The sequence below is a fragment of the Pedobacter sp. genome (assembly GCF_040513095.1).
Taxonomy (GTDB): Bacteria; Bacteroidota; Bacteroidia; order Sphingobacteriales; family Sphingobacteriaceae; genus Pedobacter.
The window spans coordinates 11,310-31,576 of the sequence record NZ_JBEVDX010000127.1 but is presented as its reverse complement, the minus strand read 5'-3'; the positions used below and the strand labels follow the sequence as shown (position 1 = coordinate 31,576).

Sequence of the window (20,267 nt, the reverse complement as noted above, 5' to 3'; positions counted from 1 at the left end):
GTTTCAATCGTGTTATTCGCTTTCCGGCATCCGCCGTGCTGCGTTTCCCTTTTTTGTTGGGACTGCAAAGGTAGAAATCTTTTTTAATTTGTCAAGCTTTTTATTTTTTATTTTTCAAGGCTCTAAAACCTTTCAAATATTTGAAACCTTAACAACGATCTCTCTTTACACGCCTTTCAAAAAACTAACTTCTTTATCTCTCTCACTGATCCTCTTCCTCCGAAGCGGGATGCAAAAGTAGGAAAAATATCAATGCAGCCAAACAATTTGGCACATTCATTTGTGTACCCTACATAACTTGATGATTTTCAGCAAGAAAAACTTTTTTAGTAGTTTTGCCTATACTTTACTATGGACAACAGCACTACAACTGCAGCACAAGAGCACCTGATCCCAGGGAATTGGTGCACTACTGGTACTTTGCTAATCGTCTCCTGGTGTTGTAATCCAAACTATGGAGAAGATACGTGAGCTATCTGTAGTATAAAGGAATATGACTGATAGTGTCATTATAAGTACTTTACACGGTTTAAACAGGGTTTTTGTTCGCTATTAACAGGCGATTAACAGGCGGTTGACAGGCGGTTAACAGGGTGTTGACAGGCTAAAAAGGCCAAATGAGCCTGTCAACACCCCGACAACCTCCCATCAACAAGCTGTGAATACCGAACAAGAACCTTTGTAAAACTCTATAGAATGCCTGTTTGTACAGAAAGACTACTGGTCATTAACAGTCGGTTAATTATAGTCAAATTACTGAGCAGACCCTCTGCCCTCCATAGCTTCGCGGTTAATCAGAATCACAGCATCGTCTAGCTCCTTCGAAGACACAGCCAGAAGATCGATTATCTCCCGCAGTTCACAATCCTCAACCGCAGCAGCCCTGATCAGTTCAATCAATCCTAAAATATTGCTTAAGGGACGCCTCAGCTGATGCGAATGTATCCAGGCAATCTCCTTCAACTGCTCATTCTGGCTCAGCAGCTGCTGTTCAAATCTTTTCTGCTGATCAATATCCTGCAGCGCGCCAATCATCCTGACAGGCTCCCCCTGGTCAAAGATAACATATCCCCTGTCCCTAACGTATTTTACAGACCCATCTGCGCAGGTATAACGGTACTCTGACAGCCAGTCCTTTCGTTTATCTTTGAGAACACTTTTAAATTGTTCCTGGACACGCTCCCGGTCATCAGGATGAATTTTCTGCATCGCCCAGAAGGAATTGGAACTTGATTCCTTGGTATATCCGTAAGTTTCAAAATAACCCTGCATCCAGGTTAATTCATCATTTACAAGATTGTAATCCCAGATCACATCGTTCGTCGCTTTGTTCACCGTTTCATATAAATGCAGCAGGTCGTCTATTTTCTTTTCATCATTAATGGACTTGTCAATATCAGTGATCATGACCAGATAGGCCCCTTTTGCTATCGATGGCACATAGTGGAAGTTAATCTGCACAAAGAAAACATCTCCGTTTTTCTTTTGGTGCAACCACCTGCCGGATTCATTTGTCAGTTCGCCAAATTCTTCCAGAAAATCTTTCACCCTTTCCCGTTCTGCTTCCGGCCGGATATCAAAAGCTGTCATATTGAGAAACTCTGCTTCGGTAAAGCCATAAAGCTTAGCCATGGCATCATTTACCGCAAGGAACTTCAGGGTGTTTTTAGTCATGACATACATAGGAAGCGGACTGCCGTTAAAAAGCTGCTGATAATTGAGCTCAGTGCTGATGTTAACCTTTTTATAAAGTCCTACGGCAAAACAGACGATAACCGCCGCAACAAACAGAAAAAGAAAATTTCTGCTGAAAGAAATATTCCTGCTCCCGCCAGGAATTGACGCAAAGGAAAACAGTTGCAGGAGGCTGTCAAATAAAAGAAGGCAAACAATACCAACCATCAAACAAAAAACAATGATTTGAAATAGGGATAAGTTTTTCATCAGTAGCTATGGTTTACAGGCCATCAAATCATACACGCAGAACATCCACACTGCCTTTAGTTAATAAATAATTAATATACCAAACTCTAAAGAACAAACATAATAAAAAGATATCGTATTTTTAAACAACGCCGCACATAAACCTAACAGGATAAAAATGAAGGAATCTCAGATACAAATAAAGGCTAAATGATCATTTAGCCTTTATTATTAATTTTTGACAAAGTATAGTTACTGCCGTAATTAGTACTGGTCAGTAGCCAGTAAAACAAGTGTACAGGCATTCATTGTTTCAATGCCGTTAGCCCTCAGAACAGATTTGAGTTCATCATTTTCTGTTCCCGGATTAAAAATCACCCTCTTGGGATGTGTTTCAAGGATATAGTCAAAGTACCCGGCCTGCAATGCAGGACCGATATATAAGGTTACGGTATCCACATCTTCATGGATGTCTGCCGGTTTTTCTATAGAAACACCAGCAACTTCGCCACTTTTGATACCTATATTCACAATTGAATGACCTTTTGATTTCAGCATGTGCGCTGCACGATAAGCATATCTTGCAGGGTTAGGAGTTGCGCCTATAATTAAGGTGTTTTTCATAAGTACAGATTTAGTTTCAATGAAGCGTTAATCTATGTATATCCTTAACAACAGCGCCACTTCGCAAAATGTTTAATTAAAATTAAGCACAGCATTTGCACAGTTTACCCCATCAATCGCAGCAGACACAATTCCTCCGGCATATCCTGCACCTTCCGCACAGGGATATAAGCCTGCAACCTGCGGATGCTGAAAGGTTTCCCTGTCCCGTGGAATACGTACCGGCGAAGAACTTCTGCTCTCCACTCCCACCAGTATTGCCTCGTTGGTGTAATAACCTTTCATCTTTTTTCCAAATACAGGCAAAGCGCTTTTCAGGCTGGATGCAATAAAATCCGGCAGGGTCTCTTTCAGCATTACACTTTTTGTGCCCGGCAGGTAAGAATTCCGCGGCAGGTCTGCAGATACCCGGCCCTCTACAAAATCTACCATCCGCTGCCCGGGGGCAACGAGGTTACCGCCACCCAGGACAAAAGCAGTTTGCTCAATGCTGTGCTGAAAGTCCATCATCCGAAGCGGATCATCTCCGGCTACATCTTCGAGGGTTACCTGTACTACTGTTCCCGAGTTTGCAAAAGGGTTGTTCCTTTTGGAGGGCGACCAGCCATTGACCACAATTTCGTTTTCATGGGTAGCGCAGGGCGCGATAATTCCGCCCGGGCACATACAAAATGAAAACACCCCTCTGCTCCCTACCTGTTCTACCAGACTGTAATAGGCCGGGGGCAAAAATTCGCTTCTCACCGGGCAGTGGTATTGGGCAGCATCAATAATCTCCTGCGGATGCTCAATCCTTACACCCAGTGCAAAAGGCTTGGCCTCTACAAGAATGCCTTTTCTATGAAGCAATGTATAAATATCGCGTGCAGAATGACCTGTTGCCAGGATCACTGCTTCGCCTGAAAGCTTTTCTTCATCATTCACTACAACGCCGCTGATCCTGCCAAATTCAATGGACAGATCGGTAACTTTCTTGTCGAAATGCACCTCCCCACCGGCATTCAGAATGGTTTCCCTGATGGCAGTAATGATATGGGGAAGTTTGTTGGTACCGATATGTGGACGCGCATCTACAAGAATATCATCCGTCGCCCCATGCTGCACAAAGATCTGCAATACCTTATTGATGTCTCCCCTCTTATTGGAGCGGGTATATAATTTACCGTCAGAGTAAGTTCCGGCACCGCCTTCTCCATAACAGTAGTTGGATTCTGTATTGACTATTCCTTCCTTATTGATGAGCGCCAGATCACGTCTCCGCTGTTTTACATCCTTACCGCGTTCAAGGACGATCGGTTTCATCCCGTTTTCGATACACTGGAGTGCTGCAAACAGACCAGCAGGCCCGGCACCAACAATGATTACGCGCTTTTTCTCAGTTACATTCTGATACTTCAGTGTGAATACTTCAGCAATCTGCGGCTCATCGATAAACACTTTTACCTGCATCCTGTAAATCACCTTACGGGATCGTGCATCAATTGATCTTTTGAGAATTTTATAGCCTTTAATGCGCGACTGATCTGTTTTCAGGGCAATAGAGAGCTGATTTAAGATCCGCTCCTCCAGTCCTGCATCCTCCGGGGCAATCGTAATTTCTATTTCTTTCTGCATAATTCCTGTCAGGTTTTTATCCTGAACAGCAGCAAAGATAGAGAAATCGGCACATCTTGTCAGGTTTTTGCCCTCAAATGTAACATAGGTATGGAAATTGTATCTTAATGTGTAAATTAACCCTTGTTAAACTAAAACAGAATAAAATGAAAAAAGCAATATTAGGAATTATCGGAGCAGTGTTTTTCACAACGATGCTGAGCAGCTGTGGCTACAATTCAATGGTCAAACTGGATGAAGATGTGAAAACAAAATGGAACCAGGTGGAAACACAATACCAGCGCCGTTCTGATCTGATACCTAATTTAGTAAGCACTGTAAAAGGCGCAGCCAAATTTGAACAAAGTACGCTGACTGCTGTGGTTGAAGCACGCTCTAAAGCCAGCCAGATTAAGGTAAATGCTGATGACCTTTCACCTGAAAAAATCGCACAGTTCCAGGCTGCGCAAGGCCAGGTAGGACAGGCATTGAGCCGGTTAATGGTGCTTACCGAAAACTATCCGGAGCTGAAAGCTACACAACAGTTCAGCGACTTATCCGTACAACTGGAAGGTACTGAAAACAGGATTGCCGTTGCCCGCAAGGACTTTAACGATTCTGTACAGGAATACAATACCAAGGTAAGATCATTCCCGAATAACCTGACTGCAGGCATGTTCGGCTTTAAACAAAGAGCCGGATTTAAGGCAGATGAAGGCGCACAGAACGCTCCTAAAGTACAATTTTAATCTACAGAACAACAAATAAGGGTATGACGTGTTTTATCAGCATGGACTACCCTTATCTGTTTAATTCAAATTACATATGTCGTTTCTGACTGAACAAGAACAAGACCTGGTTACCAGCGCAATTAGCAATGCTGAAAAAATGACTTCAGGCGAAATTAGGATTGCAGTAGAAAAACATTGTCAGGGTGAAGCATTTGAACGTGCAACAGCCTATTTCGAGAAACTGGGAATGGACAAAACAGCATTACACAACGGTGTGCTGATCTATATCGCTTATGCGGACCGTAAATTTGCTATCATTGGCGACAGAGGTATCAACCGTGTTGTGCCGGCGGATTTCTGGGAAACAACTCAGATTGCAATGAAAGCACATTTTGCAGCAGGTAACCTGCTGAATGGTATTATCGCCGGGGTACAACTGGCCGGAGAAAAATTAGCCACGCACTTCCCTCCAAGAAACGGAGATATCAATGAATTGCCTAATGACATTATTTTTATGGACAAAAGGAATTCTAACTAAGAACAGATGAAAAAAATAATCTTAGCCTTATTCCTGACAGTACTATACACCAGTGGCTTTGCACAGGATTTCCCTGCAAAACCTTCTACGCTGGTCAATGACTATACAGGTACCCTTACAGAAGTACAAAAACAACAACTGGAGAATAAACTGGTTGCTTTCGACGACTCGAGTTCTACACAGATTGCGATAGCCATCGTCAAAAGCGTTGGCCAGTATGACATCAATGACTACGCCCTCGGCCTGGGCAGAAACTGGGGCGTAGGCGGTAAAAAGAAAAATAACGGGGTGATGATTGTTGTGGCACTGGGCGACCGCAAGATCGCGATGCAAACGGGCTACGGCCTTGAAGGTGCACTGCCTGATATAATCACCAAAAGGATTATTGATAACGAAATTAAACCCTATTTCAAATCAGGGGATTATTACAGCGGACTGGATGCCGGTACGACGGCCATCATCAAGTATACCAAAGGTGAATACAAAAATGACAATCCTAAAGTGAAGGGATCAGGAAAAGATGCCGGAAGCGGAATCTTTATCCTGATTGTCATCATCATTGTAATTATCATTATTATCAGAAAAGGCGGAGGTGGAGGTGGCAGCCAGATATTAGGCGGCCGTGGTTCCGGTTCCGGATTCTTAACGGGTATGCTGCTTGGCGGGCTCATGAATAGCGGCAGAGGCTCCGGCGGAAGCAGCTGGGGCGGTGGAAGCAGCAGCGGTGGCGGCGGATTCGGCGGCTTTGGTGGTGGCAGTTTTGGTGGAGGAGGCAGTAGCGGAAGCTGGTAGCATATGTACAGACGTGATCTCTTAACCGCCGAAATACAAAAGCTTGCGCAGGCTCTGGCAAAGCTCATGGGCCTGAAGCAGGAAGGCAAACTTGAAGAAGCCGGCCGCGCCATTGATGAGCTGCTGGAAAACGATTTCGGTATCCTTTATACCGATTTGCTGAGCAGAAGCCTGGAAGATTTCGACCTGTTCCTGCAGCAGAAAGATTTCCCCTCAGAAAAACTGGACTTCTTCTCACAGCTGCTCTACCTGAAATTTAATACTGAAGATCCAACCATTGAGAATATATCATTAGCAAAGAAACTGAAGCTGATTTACCAGACCCTCGAAATCAAACATCATGTTGTCAACATGATCAGCATTGGGCGGCTGAAAAGCATAGAACAATACTTAAACCTTAATTCCTGATGGAGATTTTAAAATGGCAGAAACTTTCTTCCAGATACCTGGTGAAAGAAAGATGGGCCACCTTACGTGTAGATACCTGTAAATTACAGAATGGTGCGGTTAAAGATGATTATTATGTACTGGAGTATCCCGACTGGGCAAATGCTATTGCAGTCAGTGCAGACAATAAGCTGATCCTGGTGCGGCAATACCGCCATGCGGCAGATATCATCTCGCTCGAAGTTCCGGGCGGTGTGATAGAACCCGGAGAAGATCCGGAGATCGGCGTAAGACGCGAACTGCTGGAAGAAACAGGTTATTCATTTGAGAGCTGTGAGCTGATTGCAACACTCTACCCGAATCCGGCAACTTCGACTAACAGAACCTTCACTTATTTGCTGAAGGGTGGCGTAAAAACGCAGGAGCAGCACCTGGATGACCATGAGATACTGAATGTAGAAGAATATTCTATTGATGAAGTAAAACAGCTTTTAATGGAGAATAAGATTGATCAGTCGCTTCATGCGGCTGCGCTATTTTACGGTTTGTTAAAGCTGGAAGCAATAAAGTAAAGACAACTAGCCTGAAAGCAGGAATGCTGACAGGTAAAGATATAAGAACAGAATTAGCTCATTTTGAGCTTTTTCTGTATATCATGTACATAACCTTTAAATTTCTTATCGGTATCAATAAGATCTTCTACAGTCTGGCAGGCATAAATTACAGTGGAGTGGTCGCGGCCACCAAAGAAAGCCCCAATGGTCTTCAGAGATGATTTGGTATGGCTTTTAGACAAGTACATGGAAATCTGGCGGGCCTGTACAATTTCCCTCTTGCGTGTAGGAGATTTGACCATATCTACAGGAACTTCAAAGTATTCACATACCAGTTTCTGAATATATTCCATAGATATCTCTTTCGTAGTATTCTTGATAAAGTTCTTTAACATCTGCTTGGCAAGCGAGAGATCAATATCTTTTTTATTCAGCGTAGACTGCGCCAGTAATGAAACCATGGCACCTTCAAGCTCCCGTACATTATTGTCAATATTATTGGCTACGTATTCCACTACTTCCTGCGGCAGTTCAATTCCGTCAGCATACATCTTCTTTCGCAGGATCGCGATCCGTGTTTCCAGATCAGGAATCTGCAGATCGGCAGAAAGGCCCCATTTGAAACGGCTCAGCAGACGTTCTTCCAGTCCAGCTAAATCTTTAGGCGCTTTATCTGAAGTTAAGATTACCTGTTTGCCAGACTGGTGCAGGTGATTAAAAATATGAAAGAAGATGTCCTGAGTCTTTTCCTTGCCTGCAAAATTATGTACATCATCCATAATGATGACATCCATTGCCTGATAGAAATTCACAAAGTCATTGATTGTATTGTTCTTCAGAGAGTCAACAAACTGCTGGCAAAATTTTTCGCAGGAAACATAGATCACCAGTTTATCCGGCATTGTCCTTTTGATTTCATTTCCGATCGCCTGTGCAAGGTGGGTTTTCCCAAGGCCTACACCACCATAGACCATGAGTGGGTTAAATGAAGTGCCCCCCGGCTTTGCCGCTACAGCATATCCTGCTGATCGTGCCAGCCTGTTGCAGTCGCCCTCGATATAATTCTCGAAAGTATAATTTGAATTGAGCTGAGGGTCTACATTCAGTTTTTTTAGTCCCGGAATAATAAAAGGGTTCTTGATGTCCTTGTTGATAGAAACCGGAATGGGCATAGATTGCATTTTGGCTTCGGCACCGTTACCGTTTGAGGGCATGTTTGTGGTATAAGGCGAACCACTGTTGGAAGATTTATCTACAACGATGTTATACTCCAGCCTGCCTTCTTCCCCCAGTTGCTTTTTTACCGTTTTACGGAGCAGCCCTACATAATGCTCTTCCAGCCATTCATAGAAGAATAAACTAGGCACCTGTATTGTTAAAACCTTGCCATCCAGCTTAAGGGCAGAAATCGGTTCGAACCAGGTTTTGAAACTTTGGCTCGGGATATTGTCCTTAATAATCTGCAGACAGTTTTTCCATACTTCGGTACAAGTTTTTTCCATAGGTATCCTCTAATTGTTGGTTTTAGGTGGCTGAAACAGGTTATTGAAAATACCGTTCCCGGAGATCGAAGATTCAAAAAATTATCAACAAATAAAACTAAAATTTCATTTATTTAGTAAGTACTTAGGCAGCAGAGTCATACCCCAGTTAACCTCAATTTTTTGTGTGGATAACTATTTCTTAACCTCTTTTTACTGCTCTCCAAACACACTTCGCAGCACATCTGATATTTCTCCAAGTGTAGCATAAACTTCTGCCGCAACAAGGATAAACGGCATCAGATTTTCGCTGGATTTTGCTGCTGTTCTTAAATTATCAAGCGCAGAGGCCACTTCCGAGGCGTTTCTCTCTTTTCTCAGCCGTTTAATCTTTTCGATTTGTATTGTCCTGATCGATTCATCAATCCGAAGTGTATCGGTAACAACTTCCTCTGTTTGTGTAAATCTGTTCACACCAACAATAATCCGGCCACCATCTTCAATTTCCAGCTGATATTTGTAGGCCGTTGCAGCAATTTCATTTTGGATATATTCATTTTCTATAGCTGCTACAGCTCCTCCCATAGTATCAATCTTATCAATGTATAACTGCGCCGCGTGTTCAATTTCATCCGTCAGCGTCTCTATAAAAAACGATCCTGCCAGGGGGTCTGCTGTATCGGCTACCCCACTCTCAAATGCTATCACCTGCTGTGTACGGAGGGCAAGTTTTGCAGCAGCTTCGGTAGGGAGAGACAGGGCTTCATCAAAGCCATTGGTATGCAGGGATTGTGTACCTCCAAGTACCGCAGCCATAGCCTGGTTAGTGACCCTCACAATGTTGTTCATTGGTTGCTGTGCAGTTAAAGTAGAGCCCCCGGTCTGGGTATGGAAACGCAGCATTTGTGCTTCCCCGTCTGTGGCCCCCAGATCCTTTGTAATCTTTGCCCACATCCTCCGGGCAGCACGGAATTTCGCGATTTCTTCGAAGAAGTTATTGTGGCAGTTGAAAAAAAAGGACAGCCGTCTGGCAAAAACGTTGATGTCAAGTCCTTTTTCCAGGGCAGCTTTCAGGTAGGCCTTTCCATTCGAAAGCGTAAAAGCAAGTTCCTGTACCGCGTCAGCTCCTGCCTCACGGATATGATAACCTGAGATGGAGATAGTATTCCACTTGGGCAATTCTCTGCTGCAGTACTCAAATATGTCTGTGATGATACGCATGGAAGGTTTTGGAGGATAGATATAAGTACCCCTTGCAGCATATTCTTTGAGGATATCATTTTGTATGGTCCCCGATATCTGACTGAGATCTGCCCCCTGTTTTTTTGCCAGGGCAATATACATTGCCAGCAGAATGGAAGCTGTTGCGTTGATGGTCATGGAAGTAGTGATCTGCTCCAGGGCTATGCCTTCAAAGAGGATTTCCATATCCTTCAGCGAATCGATGGCCACCCCTACCTTGCCCACTTCCCCTTCAGAAAGCTCATGATCGGAATCGTAACCGATCTGTGTAGGAAGATCAAATGCCACCGAAAGCCCGGTTGTCCCCTGCTGAAGCAGATAGTGGTATCGTTTATTGGATTCCTCTGCCGTACTGAAGCCCGCATATTGCCTCATGGTCCACAGTCGCCCCCTGTACATATCCTTCCGGATCCCCCTGGTGAAAGGAAACTCACCGGGTTTTTCTGTTACCGGAGATGCAGCAGTGTACAAAGGTTTAATCTCAATTGCAGAGCTGGTGAAACATTTCTTCTCTTCCATAGTATCATCCGGGGTTAATTTAAAATAACTGGTGGATATCCTGTTTGATCAGTTCAACGGTCAGGTCGTACGGGTTTTCAGCAATCCCTGCAACGTGTTCCAGAACTAATCTGCTCAGATCTTTGCCGCTGGCATCCGGAGGAAGTGTTCCTATAGCATTGTTGATCATCGCAATGGTATCTTCTTTCAATTTACGCAATACATTCCAGCTTTCAGCATTGATGTACAACTGCTGACTCACATTGTGCTGGTACTCTGTGCGCACTTCATTGAGAATGCGCGCCTGCAGTTCAGCAGCTGGAATGCCCTGCTCATACACTCTGATGAAAAGATTGGCCGGATTTAGCCGCTCTACAAAAACGATCATCCTTTCATGCGCCTGCAAGCGAAGCTGAAGTAAAGGCGCTTTGTCGTCTTTTGCGGGTTCCACAGGCCTTTGAAAGAAATATCGGAGGAAATCATTTTTCAATAAATACCAGGAAGCCACTACCATAAGTGTTCCGCCTGCAGCCTGTATTGCTACCTGAGTCAGAAAATATTGTACGTTCATTTTGTCTTTGTGTTACTATTAGATTGGTCACAAAAATGTGTTTTTATTATGAATAAATTTAATTAAACCATTTGTTATTATCTTTGTAAATATACCTGCTGCATCTGCCCGGGCAGGAATTCCGGACAGGACGGTCCGGAACTACATTTAATACCTAAATTGACATATCATGAGCATAGTTGATACAGCATTTGCGCCGGTTTCCTTTACTGAAACGGCTGTGAAAGAACTTTTAAAATTAAAAGACCAGCAGGAAATATCTGACGACTTTGGTTTGCGCGTTGGTGTTGAAGGTGGCGGATGTTCAGGAATGAGCTATCTGCTTGGTTTTGACCAGAAGAAAGATGGAGACCAGGAATTTACGATTGACGGAATCAAGATTTATATGAATAAGGCACACCAGATGTATTTACTGGGTATGCAGGTTGACTGGCAGGATGGCCTGAACTCAAGGGGCTTTACTTTCAGCAACCCAAATGCAGACAGTACCTGTGGTTGCGGAACGAGTTTTTCTGTGTAAGTTTTTATCATTTCGCGTGTAACATTTTACAGGTCCCGTTGTCATAACAGCGGGACTTTTTTATTTTGCCCTATCTAAATCGATTTCAGGAAATGACCTATACCGAAAATGTCAGACTTGCACTGCAGGCGATACAAAGCAACCGGCTCCGTACCATGCTCACAGCATTGATCATTGCCATTGGCTTGTCGGCACTGGTAGGTATCCTGACTACGCTCGACGCAGTGAAGAAAAGCATGACGGAGGCTTTCTCCAATATGGGAGCCAATTCCTTCACGATCAGGAACCGGGGAACAGGTATCCGCATCGGCGGTCCGGGTGAAGGGCCAAAACCTTTCAAATCCATACGTTATGAGGACGCCTTCGCACTAAAAAACCGTCTGGATGCACCTGCAACAGTAACCATTAGTGTGACTGCCACCAGGGGTGCCACAGCTAAATACAGTAAAGAAAAGACCAATCCAAACATATCGATCCAGGGAATTGACGAGAACGGACTCAAGGCACAGGGCCTTGACCTGGCCCAGGGCAGGAATTTCAGCAGTGCTGAAGCAGAACTTGGCAATAACCTGTGTATCATCGGAAGCGAAATTGCCTCCTCCCTGTTTAAACATGAATCTCCCATCGATAAAGTGATTACAGCCGGGAACAGCCGGTTGAAAGTAATCGGTGTCCTGGCAAGCAAGGGCTCTGGCATGGGTCCCAATAACGACAGAGCAGTATTTATCCCGCTATACAAGGCAAAAGTAATCAACTCCAGCAGCAACCCTTCCTATACGCTGACCGTGACAGTGAACAGCAACGAACAAATGGAAACCGTTATCGGTGAAGCTACCGCAGAATTCAGGAAGGTAAGAAAAGTGAAAATTACAGAACCCAACAACTTCGAAATCACTAAAAGTGATGCGGTAGCACAAACACTATTCGAGAACCTCGCTATGATCGCTGTGGGAGGCATCACCATCGGTATAATTACGCTTATCGGAGCATCTATCGGGCTCATGAATATCATGCTGGTATCGGTAACAGAAAGAACCCGTGAAATAGGCATCCGGAAGGCAATTGGAGCCAATCCTTCAGTAATCAGGAAACAGTTCCTTATAGAGGCTGTAATGATCTGCCTGATGGGCGGCACCATGGGAATACTGTTCGGGATTTTGCTGGGCAATGCTATTTCACTGGCCATGGGGGGATCGTTCATTATCCCCTGGATGTTTATCTTTGGCGGATTTGCACTTTGCGTACTCGTTGGTGTACTGTCGGGATATTATCCGGCAAGAAAGGCTTCCAGGCTTGATCCTGTTGAGGCACTGAGGTACGAATAAACAAAGGGAGCGTATCTTAGATACGCTCCCTTTCTATTTCTATAGTATCAAAAATGATTGTTACCTCGCGCTGTATTGTGTCTCATAATACTTCTGATAATTACCCGAAGTCACGTTCGTTAACCACTCTTCATTCTCCAGGTACCACTCTACCGTTTTCTCCAGTCCTTCTTCAAACTGCAGGCTTGGCACCCAGTTCAATTTCTCCTGTAGTTTGGTAGAATCAATTGCATAACGCAGATCATGTCCTGCACGGTCAGTTACAAAAGTAATCAGGCTTGCCGATTCCCCTTCTGCACGTCCCAGTTTTTTATCCATGATTTTGCAGAGCAGATGGATCAGGTCAATATTTTTCCATTCATTGTGCCCACCGATATTGTAAGTCTCCCCTGTTTTAGCTTCGTGGAAGATTACGTCAATTGCACGCGCATGATCCTCTACCCACAACCAGTCGCGGATATTCTCTCCTTTACCATAAACCGGTACCGGAAGGCCGTTCTTAATATTATTAATCGCTAAGGGGATCAGTTTTTCAGGAAAGTGATGAGAACCGTAATTGTTTGAACAGTTAGAGATCACCACATCAATTCCGTACGTATCATGGTATGCCCTTACAAAATGATCTGAAGAGGCTTTGGAAGCTGAGTAAGGGCTATGCGGATCATAAGCGGTAGTTTCTGTAAACATGCCAGTATCACCGAGTGCGCCATATACTTCATCCGTTGAAACATGATAAAATCTCTTTTTGTCATAATCACCCTTCCAGAACTCGCGTGCCGAGTTTAGCAGGTTGACAGTTCCGATCACATTAGTCATAACAAATGCAGTAGGATCAGTAATTGAGCGGTCAACATGTGACTCCGCTGCAAGGTGGATCACTGCATCAAAATTTTCCTGCTCAAAAAGTGCATTGATTTCTGCAGCGTCTGTGATATCGGCCTTTACAAATCTGTAATTAGGACTGGCTTCGATATCTGTTAAATTGGCAAGATTACCAGCGTAAGTCAGTTTATCGAGATTTACAATTTCGTAATCAGGATATTTATTCACAAATCTGCGCACAACGTGAGAGCCGATAAATCCTGCCCCGCCGGTAATTAAAATCTTCTTCATTGGAGTATATATTTTTGAGGGTGATGAGCCAGGGCTCATTGGTACTATTTAAATTTCTTCAGGCAGCCCTATTTCACGTGCGGCCCTTGTGAGTTGCTGTTCTTCCAACTTTATAAGTACGGCGTTAAATTCATCCTTAAGGTCATACTGTAAATCCTCATGCAGCCTGGTATACTTCTTATACAGCGCAAGGGTAGTCCTTAAAAAATAAGTTTTGAGCCGCTCGTTAAACTTTGCCATTGGGGAGAAAACACTCTCCTTATAGTCCAAAGGTACAAGTTTTAACAAATGTAAGCGAAGTTCAACTTCAGTATTTGGATCTTTGGTTACTTTATAATGGTGGTTAACCCTTCCATTGAGTTTTCTGAATGCGGCCAGGGCATCTTTGGATGTTGATTTCTTTATTTTTAGCAGGGCTGAAATGGAGTCATCAATTTCTTCCGCGAGTGCAGTCCGGCGATCGTCCAGGTCAGCTTCGCCTTCCAGGAGTTTAAAATGAAGGTGCTCAGTGAGCACCTTATCTTTTGCGATCAGACGAAGCAATAACTTGTCCTTTTCTTTGGGAGGAATAGCCGTTATTGCAGCCTTAAGATCTTTATGATCCTTTAACAGCATTTAGAAGGGGTTATCTTTCAGGTATTTTTCCCAGTTCCAGGCAGAAAGCATCATTTCATTAACATCGAGTTCTGCTTTCCAGCCAAGACCGCTGGCGGATTTTGTGACATCTCCCCAAACCTGTTCTACATCACCATCTCTTCTCGGGCCTATGGCATAGTTTACCTTTTCGCCGGTAGAGGTTTCAAATGCCTGGATAATCTCCAGTACGGACGAGCCTTTTCCGGTTCCCAGGTTAAATACTTCATAGTTACCTTCAGCTTTTGCAGCTTCAAGACGTTGAATAGCTGCCACGTGAGCTTTTGCAAGATCTACCACGTGGATATAATCCCTTACAGCACTTCCGTCCGGTGTATTGTAATCGCTTCCGAAAACTGTGATCGGACCACGTTTGCCAATAGCAGACTGGGTGATGAAAGGTACCAGGTTCTGAGGAACACCGATAGGCAGTTCACCGATCAATGCAGAGGCGTGTGCTCCAACGGGATTAAAATAACGCAGGGAAATCACTTTTAAATCAGGGGATACCGCGCAGGTATCCCTTAAAATTTCTTCAGCAATCTGTTTCGTATTTCCGTATGGAGATTCAGCTCTTTTAACCGGCGCGTCTTCTGTAACAGGCAGCTGGTCTGGCTGACCATATACTGTACAGGAAGATGAAAATACCAGGTCGACCTTACTGTTAAAAGCAGTGATCACATTCAGCAGCGAGTAGAAATTATTCCTGTAATATTTCAGGGGAAAATTCACCGATTCGCCCACAGCCTTGAAGGCCGCGAAATGGATTACGCCTGTAATATCCGGATGAGCGGCAACAAAATCGATTACCTTCTGCTCATCACAAAGGTCCAGTTCCGTAAATTCCGGCTTTTTCCCGGTAATGATTTCCAGCTGGCTGAGGATCTTTGGATTGGAATTTGAAAAATCGTCCACAAGAACTACCTCGTAACCTGCATTGATCAACTCAACTGCGGTATGAGAACCAATGAATCCGGTACCGCCGGTAACTAATATTTTAGCCATTGCTGATTAACGGTTATATGTCGTAAAATCTTTATGTTCTTTATTTACCAAGGCTTCAGCAGGCAGGCTTTTGAAGTATTCGTAGGTGATCTTTAACCCTTCAGCGCGGTCAACTTTAGGCTCCCAGCCCAGTAAAGCCCTTGCTTTGGTAATATCCGGCTGACGCTGTTTCGGATCATCCACCGGAAGTTCCTTGTAAATCACCTTCTGTGTAGTACCTGTCAGTTTAATGATTTCTTCAGCAAACTGCCCGATCGTGATCTCATCAGGGTTTCCGATATTTACCGGCTGTGCGTAATCGCTCAGCAGTAATCTGTAGATACCTTCTACGAGGTCATCTACATAGCAGAAAGAGCGTGTTTGTGAACCATCACCGAAAACGGTAAGGTCTTCGCCTCTCAGTGCCTGGCCGATGAAAGCAGGCAATACACGACCGTCATTCAGGCGCATCCTTGGTCCGTAAGTATTGAAGATACGTACAATGCGTGTTTCAAGACCGTGGAAGGTATGGTAAGCCATGGTGATAGCTTCCTGGAAGCGTTTTGCCTCGTCATATACACCCCTTGGCCCAACCGGGTTTACATTACCCCAGTATTCTTCAGGCTGAGGGTTAATATTAGGGTCGCCATAAACTTCAGAAGTTGAAGCAATGATCATCCTTGCATTCTTGTTCTTTGCAAGTCCGAGCAAATTATGTGTTCCAAGTGAACCCACTTTCAGGGTTTGGATAGGGATTTTCAGATAATCTATCGGGCTGGCCGGAGAAGCGAAGTGCAGGATGTAATCCAGCTTTCCGGGTACATAAACATATTTAGACACATCATGGTGAGAAAACTCAAAGTTCTCCAGCGCAAAAAGGTGTTCTATATTTTGCAGGTCACCTGTAATCAGGTTATCCATGGCAATTACATGGTAATCTTCCTTTATAAACCTGTCGCATAAATGCGAACCCAGGAAACCGGCAGCTCCGGTTATCAATACTCTTTTACGCTCCATTTTCTACCAATTTACGGCCAATACTGTTGTAATAATATCCCAATTCAACCATTTTATGGAGGTCATATAAGTTACGACCATCAAAAACAACTTTATTGGCTAATTTTTCTTCCATTTTCTCAAAATCAGGATTACGGAATACCGACCATTCTGTAGCGATCAGCAAAGCATCTGCACCTGTTAAAGCATCGTATTGGTTTTCAGCATAAATCACTTTATCACCAATGATATTTTTAACATTCTCCATTCCTTCAGGATCAAAAACAGTTACTGTGGCACCAGCTTTTACCAGGTCGTCAATGATGTACAAAGCCGGAGCTTCGCGGATATCATCTGTTTCAGGTTTAAATGCCAGTCCCCATAGTGCAAAGTGTTTGCCATTCAGGTCGCCTTTGTAATATTTACTAACCTTTTCTACCAGTACGGTTTTTTGTTTTTCGTTGATGGCCATTACAGCTCTCAGGATTGCAAAGTCATATTTGTTTTCTTCTGCAGATTTGGCAAGCGCCTGTACATCTTTAGGGAAACATGAACCTCCATAACCAATACCCGGGAAAAGGAAACGTTTACCGATACGCTCATCAGAACCAATACCCCTGCGGACAGCATCCACATCTGCACCAACAAGCTCGCATAGGTTAGCGACCTCATTCATAAACGTGATTTTTGTTGCCAGGAATGAGTTTGCAGCATATTTAGTGAGCTCAGAAGATTTTTCATCCATGAAAAGAATTGGATTTCCCTGGCGTACATATGGGCCGTATAATTCGCCCATTAATTTTTTTGCACGTTCGCTGCGTGTTCCGATTACTACGCGGTCAGGTTTCATAAAGTCGTCTACGGCAACACCTTCACGAAGAAACTCAGGGTTTGAAACCACATCAATTTCGATATCGGTATGTTCAGCGAATACCGCCTGTACTTTGTCTGCAGTACCTACCGGCACTGTTGATTTATTTACGATTACCTTGTACTCGGTAACCAGTTTGGAAATGTCTTTGGCAGCCCCAAGGATGTAAGACAAATCTGCGGCCCCGTCACCACCCGGAGGCGTTGGGAGTGCCATAAAAATAATTTGAGCGTCTTTCACTGCTAAAGCAAGATCAGTAGTAAATGTCAGGCGTTTCTGCTCGATGTTACGCAAAAACAAGACATCAAGTCCTGGTTCATAGATGGGTATTTCACCATTCTGCATTTTTAAGACTTTAGCTTCATTGATGTCTACACATATTACAGTGTTACCTGTTTCAGCAAGACAAGTTCCAGTTACGAGTCCAACATACCCTGTTCCGATTACGGCAATTTTCATATGAATATATTTTTAATAATTAAGTAGCTTACATAAACTTGTATGAATTCATAACGCTATAGTGTTGTGTAGCAGATAATCGTTAAATTTTCCGATTAAATCGACTATCTTCGGCTAAGATAATAAATAAACGTACAAAATGCTCTGGCTTTATAATTTTGCAATTTTTTTATACAAAATAGTTCTCCACATAGCTTCGATATTTAACACCAAAGCTAAATTATTTTTAAAGGGCAGAAAAAATATATTCAATATCATCAAAAATGAGGTTGATGTTACAAAAAAACACATTTGGTTTCATTTCGCTTCTTTAGGAGAATTTGAACAGGGAAGGCCCGTATTGGAGGAGCTTAAGAAATTATACCCTGATAAACCAGTCATTATTACATTTTTTTCACCTTCAGGATATGAGGTCCGCAAAGACTATCCACTGGCAGAAAAGGTCTTTTATCTGCCCCTGGATACCAGGAAAAATGCGGCAGAATTTGTCCGTCTGATCAATCCGGAAATTGCAGTTTTCACCAAATACGAGTTCTGGTACCATTATTTCAGGGCACTGCACCAGCAGCAGGTCCCGCTCTTTATTATTTCAGGAATTTTCAGACCAGATCAGGTATTTTTTAAGTGGTACGGGAATTTTTACCGGAAGATCCTGGGCTTTGTAACTTACTTTTTTGTGCAGAACGCGCAGAGTGTAAACCTGCTGAAAGCGTTAAACCTGCAAAATGTGTCACTCAGCGGTGATACCAGGTTTGACAGGGTGGCAGAAAATGCGCTGATGCCTAAAGAGCTGCCGCTGATCAGGAAATTTTGTGCTGATGCACCTGTGTTTATTGCCGGCAGCACCTGGCTTCCTGATGAGCAGCTGTTAAAAGATTTGCTGGTACAGTACCCGGAATGGAAGTTTGTTATTGCACCACATGAAACACATGCCGCACATATAGATGAACTTTTAAAACTGATGCCGGGAGCCTCAAGATATACGCAGCTGGAAAAATTACCTGCTCAAGCAGAGGACTCAGCACTCAACCATCAGGTATTGATCATTGATAACATAGGTATACTTTCATCGGTTTACCAGTACGGCAGAATAGCTTATATCGGGGGTGGTTTTGGAACTGGAATTCACAACACTTTAGAGGCCGCAGCGTTCGGATTACCTGTAATCTTCGGCCCTAAATATGATAAGTTCCAGGAAGCAAAGGATTTGCTTGCATTGCAGGCAGCTGTCAGCATACGCTCTGCAGAAGAACTTTCTGCAGCTTTTAACAAACTGCAGAAAGACGGGCAGGCAGGCCTTGCTGCTAAAAAATATGTTGAGGATAAAACCGGATCAACGGCACAGATCATTAAACACTTAGGGCAGTATATTTAGGCATATGCTGGTCTAAGACCATCTTCACCAATCCAGCTATCCATTTTGGGGAATCGTTTAAACTTGGGACCAGTTGTACCTCTTCACCTCCGAGTGCTTTAAATTCTTCACCGTATTCAACTGTTACTTCATAGAGTGTTTCCAGACAGTCGGCCACAAAAGCAGGACAGAACACAAGCAATTTCTTTTTGCCCCTGGCAGCCAGTGCTTTCAATGTATCTGTTGTATAGGGTTGTACCCATGGTTCTTTGCCCAACCTGGATTGAAAACATACTGAATATCTGTCTGCCGGTATGTCCAGACGTTCCGCGATCAGACGGGCTGTATCATGGCATTGTGCAGAATAACAGAACTTATTTACATCAGTCAGCGTATCACAGCAATTCTCTGTTTTGAGACAGTGGCTGCCGGAGTGGTCACATTTCTTCAGCTGTCTTTCAGGTAATCCGTGGAAGCTGAATAAGATCTGATCATAGGTTTCGGGATTGAATTTTCTGGCATTGTCAGCGAAGGTTTCAATCATCACTTCGTTATCATGAAAGGAATTCACAAAAGATACCGGTGGGATAGTCTGCCATTTGCCAACGATCTCCATAACTTTCTGGATCACTGATCCTGTACTGGCCGAGGCATATTGTGGAAACAAAGGGATCACCTGGATACTTTCTACCAGACCTGCTTTCATATTGGCAAGCGCGCTGTCTATTGAAGGGCTCTGATAACGCATAGCCAGTTCTACATGGTATTCCGGGCCCAGCTGTTCCTGAACCATGGCAGCCTGTATTTTACTGTAGTACAATAAAGGTGAGCCGTTTTCGTCCCAGATCTCTTTGTACAGTTTTGCTGTCTTCGGGCTACGGAACGGAACGATAATACCTTTAACCAGCAATGTCCTGTTGAATGCCGGTATATCGATTACCCTTTCATCCATCAGAAACTCATCGAGATATCTGCGTACATCACTTACTTCAGGACTATCGGGAGTCCCCAGATTCACTAATAAAACACCTTTTTTTCCCATAAATACAGATAGAAATCAACCTGAACTCAAATAACA

General features: G+C 43.7%; 21 protein-coding genes. 9 read left to right on the top strand and 12 right to left on the bottom strand.

Annotated features, from left to right (window positions below; all coding sequences use genetic code 11):
• Positions 1-241 (top strand): hypothetical protein (locus ABWY16_RS14780; protein WP_353905417.1); only part of this gene is annotated, 241 nt, incomplete at its 5' end.
• A gap of 512 nt (positions 242-753) precedes the next feature.
• On the opposite strand, the gene ABWY16_RS14775 is transcribed toward ABWY16_RS14780, so the two are convergent.
• The 3 genes from ABWY16_RS14775 to ABWY16_RS14765 all read right to left on the bottom strand — a co-directional run bounded on the left by ABWY16_RS14775 (position 754) and on the right by ABWY16_RS14765 (position 4,161).
• The gene (locus tag ABWY16_RS14775) at positions 754-1,944 is read right to left on the bottom strand and encodes a PAS domain-containing protein (protein WP_353905416.1); all 1,191 of its coding nucleotides are present in this window, start codon (positions 1,942-1,944) and stop codon (positions 754-756) included.
• A gap of 243 nt (positions 1,945-2,187) precedes the next feature.
• Complete coding sequence (locus tag ABWY16_RS14770) at positions 2,188-2,547, bottom strand: CoA-binding protein (protein ID WP_353905415.1); 360 nt, start codon at positions 2,545-2,547, stop codon at positions 2,188-2,190.
• Between the two features lie 72 nt (positions 2,548-2,619).
• Positions 2,620-4,161 (bottom strand): NAD(P)/FAD-dependent oxidoreductase, encoded by a 1,542-nt coding sequence (locus ABWY16_RS14765; protein WP_353905414.1) that lies wholly within the window; start codon positions 4,159-4,161, stop codon positions 2,620-2,622.
• A 146-nt stretch (positions 4,162-4,307) separates the two neighbouring features.
• Here ABWY16_RS14765 and ABWY16_RS14760 point away from each other — a divergent pair, with 146 nt between their 5' ends.
• The 5 genes from ABWY16_RS14760 to ABWY16_RS14740 all read left to right on the top strand — a co-directional run bounded on the left by ABWY16_RS14760 (position 4,308) and on the right by ABWY16_RS14740 (position 7,160).
• Positions 4,308-4,889, top strand: a complete 582-nt coding sequence (locus tag ABWY16_RS14760) for a LemA family protein (protein ID WP_353905413.1) — start codon at positions 4,308-4,310, stop codon at positions 4,887-4,889.
• Between the two features lie 76 nt (positions 4,890-4,965).
• Positions 4,966-5,409, top strand: a complete 444-nt coding sequence (locus ABWY16_RS14755; RefSeq protein WP_353905412.1) for a TPM domain-containing protein — start codon at positions 4,966-4,968, stop codon at positions 5,407-5,409.
• Positions 5,410-5,415: 6 nt separating this feature from the next.
• Positions 5,416-6,201 (top strand): TPM domain-containing protein, encoded by a 786-nt coding sequence (locus ABWY16_RS14750; RefSeq protein WP_353905411.1) that lies wholly within the window; start codon positions 5,416-5,418, stop codon positions 6,199-6,201.
• Positions 6,202-6,204: 3 nt separating this feature from the next.
• Positions 6,205-6,609: a hypothetical protein gene (locus tag ABWY16_RS14745; RefSeq protein ID WP_353905410.1), complete on the top strand. Its 405-nt coding sequence runs from the start codon at positions 6,205-6,207 to the stop codon at positions 6,607-6,609.
• Positions 6,609-7,160: an NUDIX hydrolase gene (locus tag ABWY16_RS14740; protein ID WP_353905409.1), complete on the top strand. Its 552-nt coding sequence runs from the start codon at positions 6,609-6,611 to the stop codon at positions 7,158-7,160. Before ABWY16_RS14745 ends, ABWY16_RS14740 begins: the two co-directional genes overlap by 1 nt.
• 53 nt (positions 7,161-7,213) lie before the next feature.
• Here ABWY16_RS14740 and dnaA read toward each other — a convergent pair whose 3' ends face one another.
• The 3 genes from dnaA to ABWY16_RS14725 all read right to left on the bottom strand — a co-directional run bounded on the left by dnaA (position 7,214) and on the right by ABWY16_RS14725 (position 10,934).
• Positions 7,214-8,644: a chromosomal replication initiator protein DnaA gene (gene dnaA, locus ABWY16_RS14735; RefSeq protein ID WP_353905408.1), complete on the bottom strand. Its 1,431-nt coding sequence runs from the start codon at positions 8,642-8,644 to the stop codon at positions 7,214-7,216.
• A 192-nt stretch (positions 8,645-8,836) separates the two neighbouring features.
• Positions 8,837-10,384, bottom strand: a complete 1,548-nt coding sequence (locus tag ABWY16_RS14730) for an acyl-CoA mutase large subunit family protein (RefSeq protein ID WP_353905407.1) — start codon at positions 10,382-10,384, stop codon at positions 8,837-8,839.
• Between the two features lie 19 nt (positions 10,385-10,403).
• Positions 10,404-10,934 carry a DUF7935 family protein gene (locus ABWY16_RS14725; protein ID WP_353905406.1) on the bottom strand — a complete coding sequence of 177 codons (531 nt, stop codon included), beginning with the start codon at positions 10,932-10,934 and terminating at the stop codon, positions 10,404-10,406.
• A 169-nt stretch (positions 10,935-11,103) separates the two neighbouring features.
• Between ABWY16_RS14725 and ABWY16_RS14720 the strand changes: the two genes are divergently transcribed.
• The gene (locus ABWY16_RS14720; protein ID WP_353905405.1) at positions 11,104-11,454 is read left to right on the top strand and encodes a HesB/IscA family protein; all 351 of its coding nucleotides are present in this window, start codon (positions 11,104-11,106) and stop codon (positions 11,452-11,454) included.
• A gap of 92 nt (positions 11,455-11,546) precedes the next feature.
• Positions 11,547-12,779: an ABC transporter permease gene (locus tag ABWY16_RS14715; RefSeq protein WP_353905404.1), complete on the top strand. Its 1,233-nt coding sequence runs from the start codon at positions 11,547-11,549 to the stop codon at positions 12,777-12,779.
• A gap of 60 nt (positions 12,780-12,839) precedes the next feature.
• On the opposite strand, the gene rfbB is transcribed toward ABWY16_RS14715, so the two are convergent.
• The 5 genes from rfbB to ABWY16_RS14690 are packed head-to-tail and all read right to left on the bottom strand — an operon-like array spanning position 12,840 to position 17,835.
• Positions 12,840-13,892 (bottom strand): dTDP-glucose 4,6-dehydratase, encoded by a 1,053-nt coding sequence (gene rfbB / locus ABWY16_RS14710; protein WP_353905403.1) that lies wholly within the window; start codon positions 13,890-13,892, stop codon positions 12,840-12,842.
• A gap of 48 nt (positions 13,893-13,940) precedes the next feature.
• Positions 13,941-14,507: a hypothetical protein gene (locus ABWY16_RS14705; RefSeq protein WP_353905402.1), complete on the bottom strand. Its 567-nt coding sequence runs from the start codon at positions 14,505-14,507 to the stop codon at positions 13,941-13,943.
• Entirely contained in the window at positions 14,508-15,530 is a 1,023-nt protein-coding gene (gene galE, locus ABWY16_RS14700; protein ID WP_353905401.1) for a UDP-glucose 4-epimerase GalE, read from the bottom strand.
• A 6-nt stretch (positions 15,531-15,536) separates the two neighbouring features.
• On the bottom strand, positions 15,537-16,526 hold the full coding sequence (locus ABWY16_RS14695; RefSeq protein ID WP_353905400.1) for a UDP-glucuronic acid decarboxylase family protein: 990 nt from the start codon (positions 16,524-16,526) through the stop codon (positions 15,537-15,539).
• Complete coding sequence (locus tag ABWY16_RS14690; protein ID WP_353905399.1) at positions 16,516-17,835, bottom strand: UDP-glucose dehydrogenase family protein; 1,320 nt, start codon at positions 17,833-17,835, stop codon at positions 16,516-16,518. Before ABWY16_RS14690 ends, ABWY16_RS14695 begins: the two co-directional genes overlap by 11 nt.
• 139 nt (positions 17,836-17,974) lie before the next feature.
• Between ABWY16_RS14690 and ABWY16_RS14685 the strand changes: the two genes are divergently transcribed.
• Complete coding sequence (locus ABWY16_RS14685) at positions 17,975-19,210, top strand: 3-deoxy-D-manno-octulosonic acid transferase (protein WP_353905398.1); 1,236 nt, start codon at positions 17,975-17,977, stop codon at positions 19,208-19,210.
• On the opposite strand, the gene hemH is transcribed toward ABWY16_RS14685, so the two are convergent.
• Positions 19,185-20,231 carry a ferrochelatase gene (gene hemH / locus ABWY16_RS14680; protein ID WP_353905397.1) on the bottom strand — a complete coding sequence of 349 codons (1,047 nt, stop codon included), beginning with the start codon at positions 20,229-20,231 and terminating at the stop codon, positions 19,185-19,187. The genes ABWY16_RS14685 and hemH overlap by 26 nt on opposite strands.
• Between the last annotated feature and the right edge of the window lie 36 nt (positions 20,232-20,267).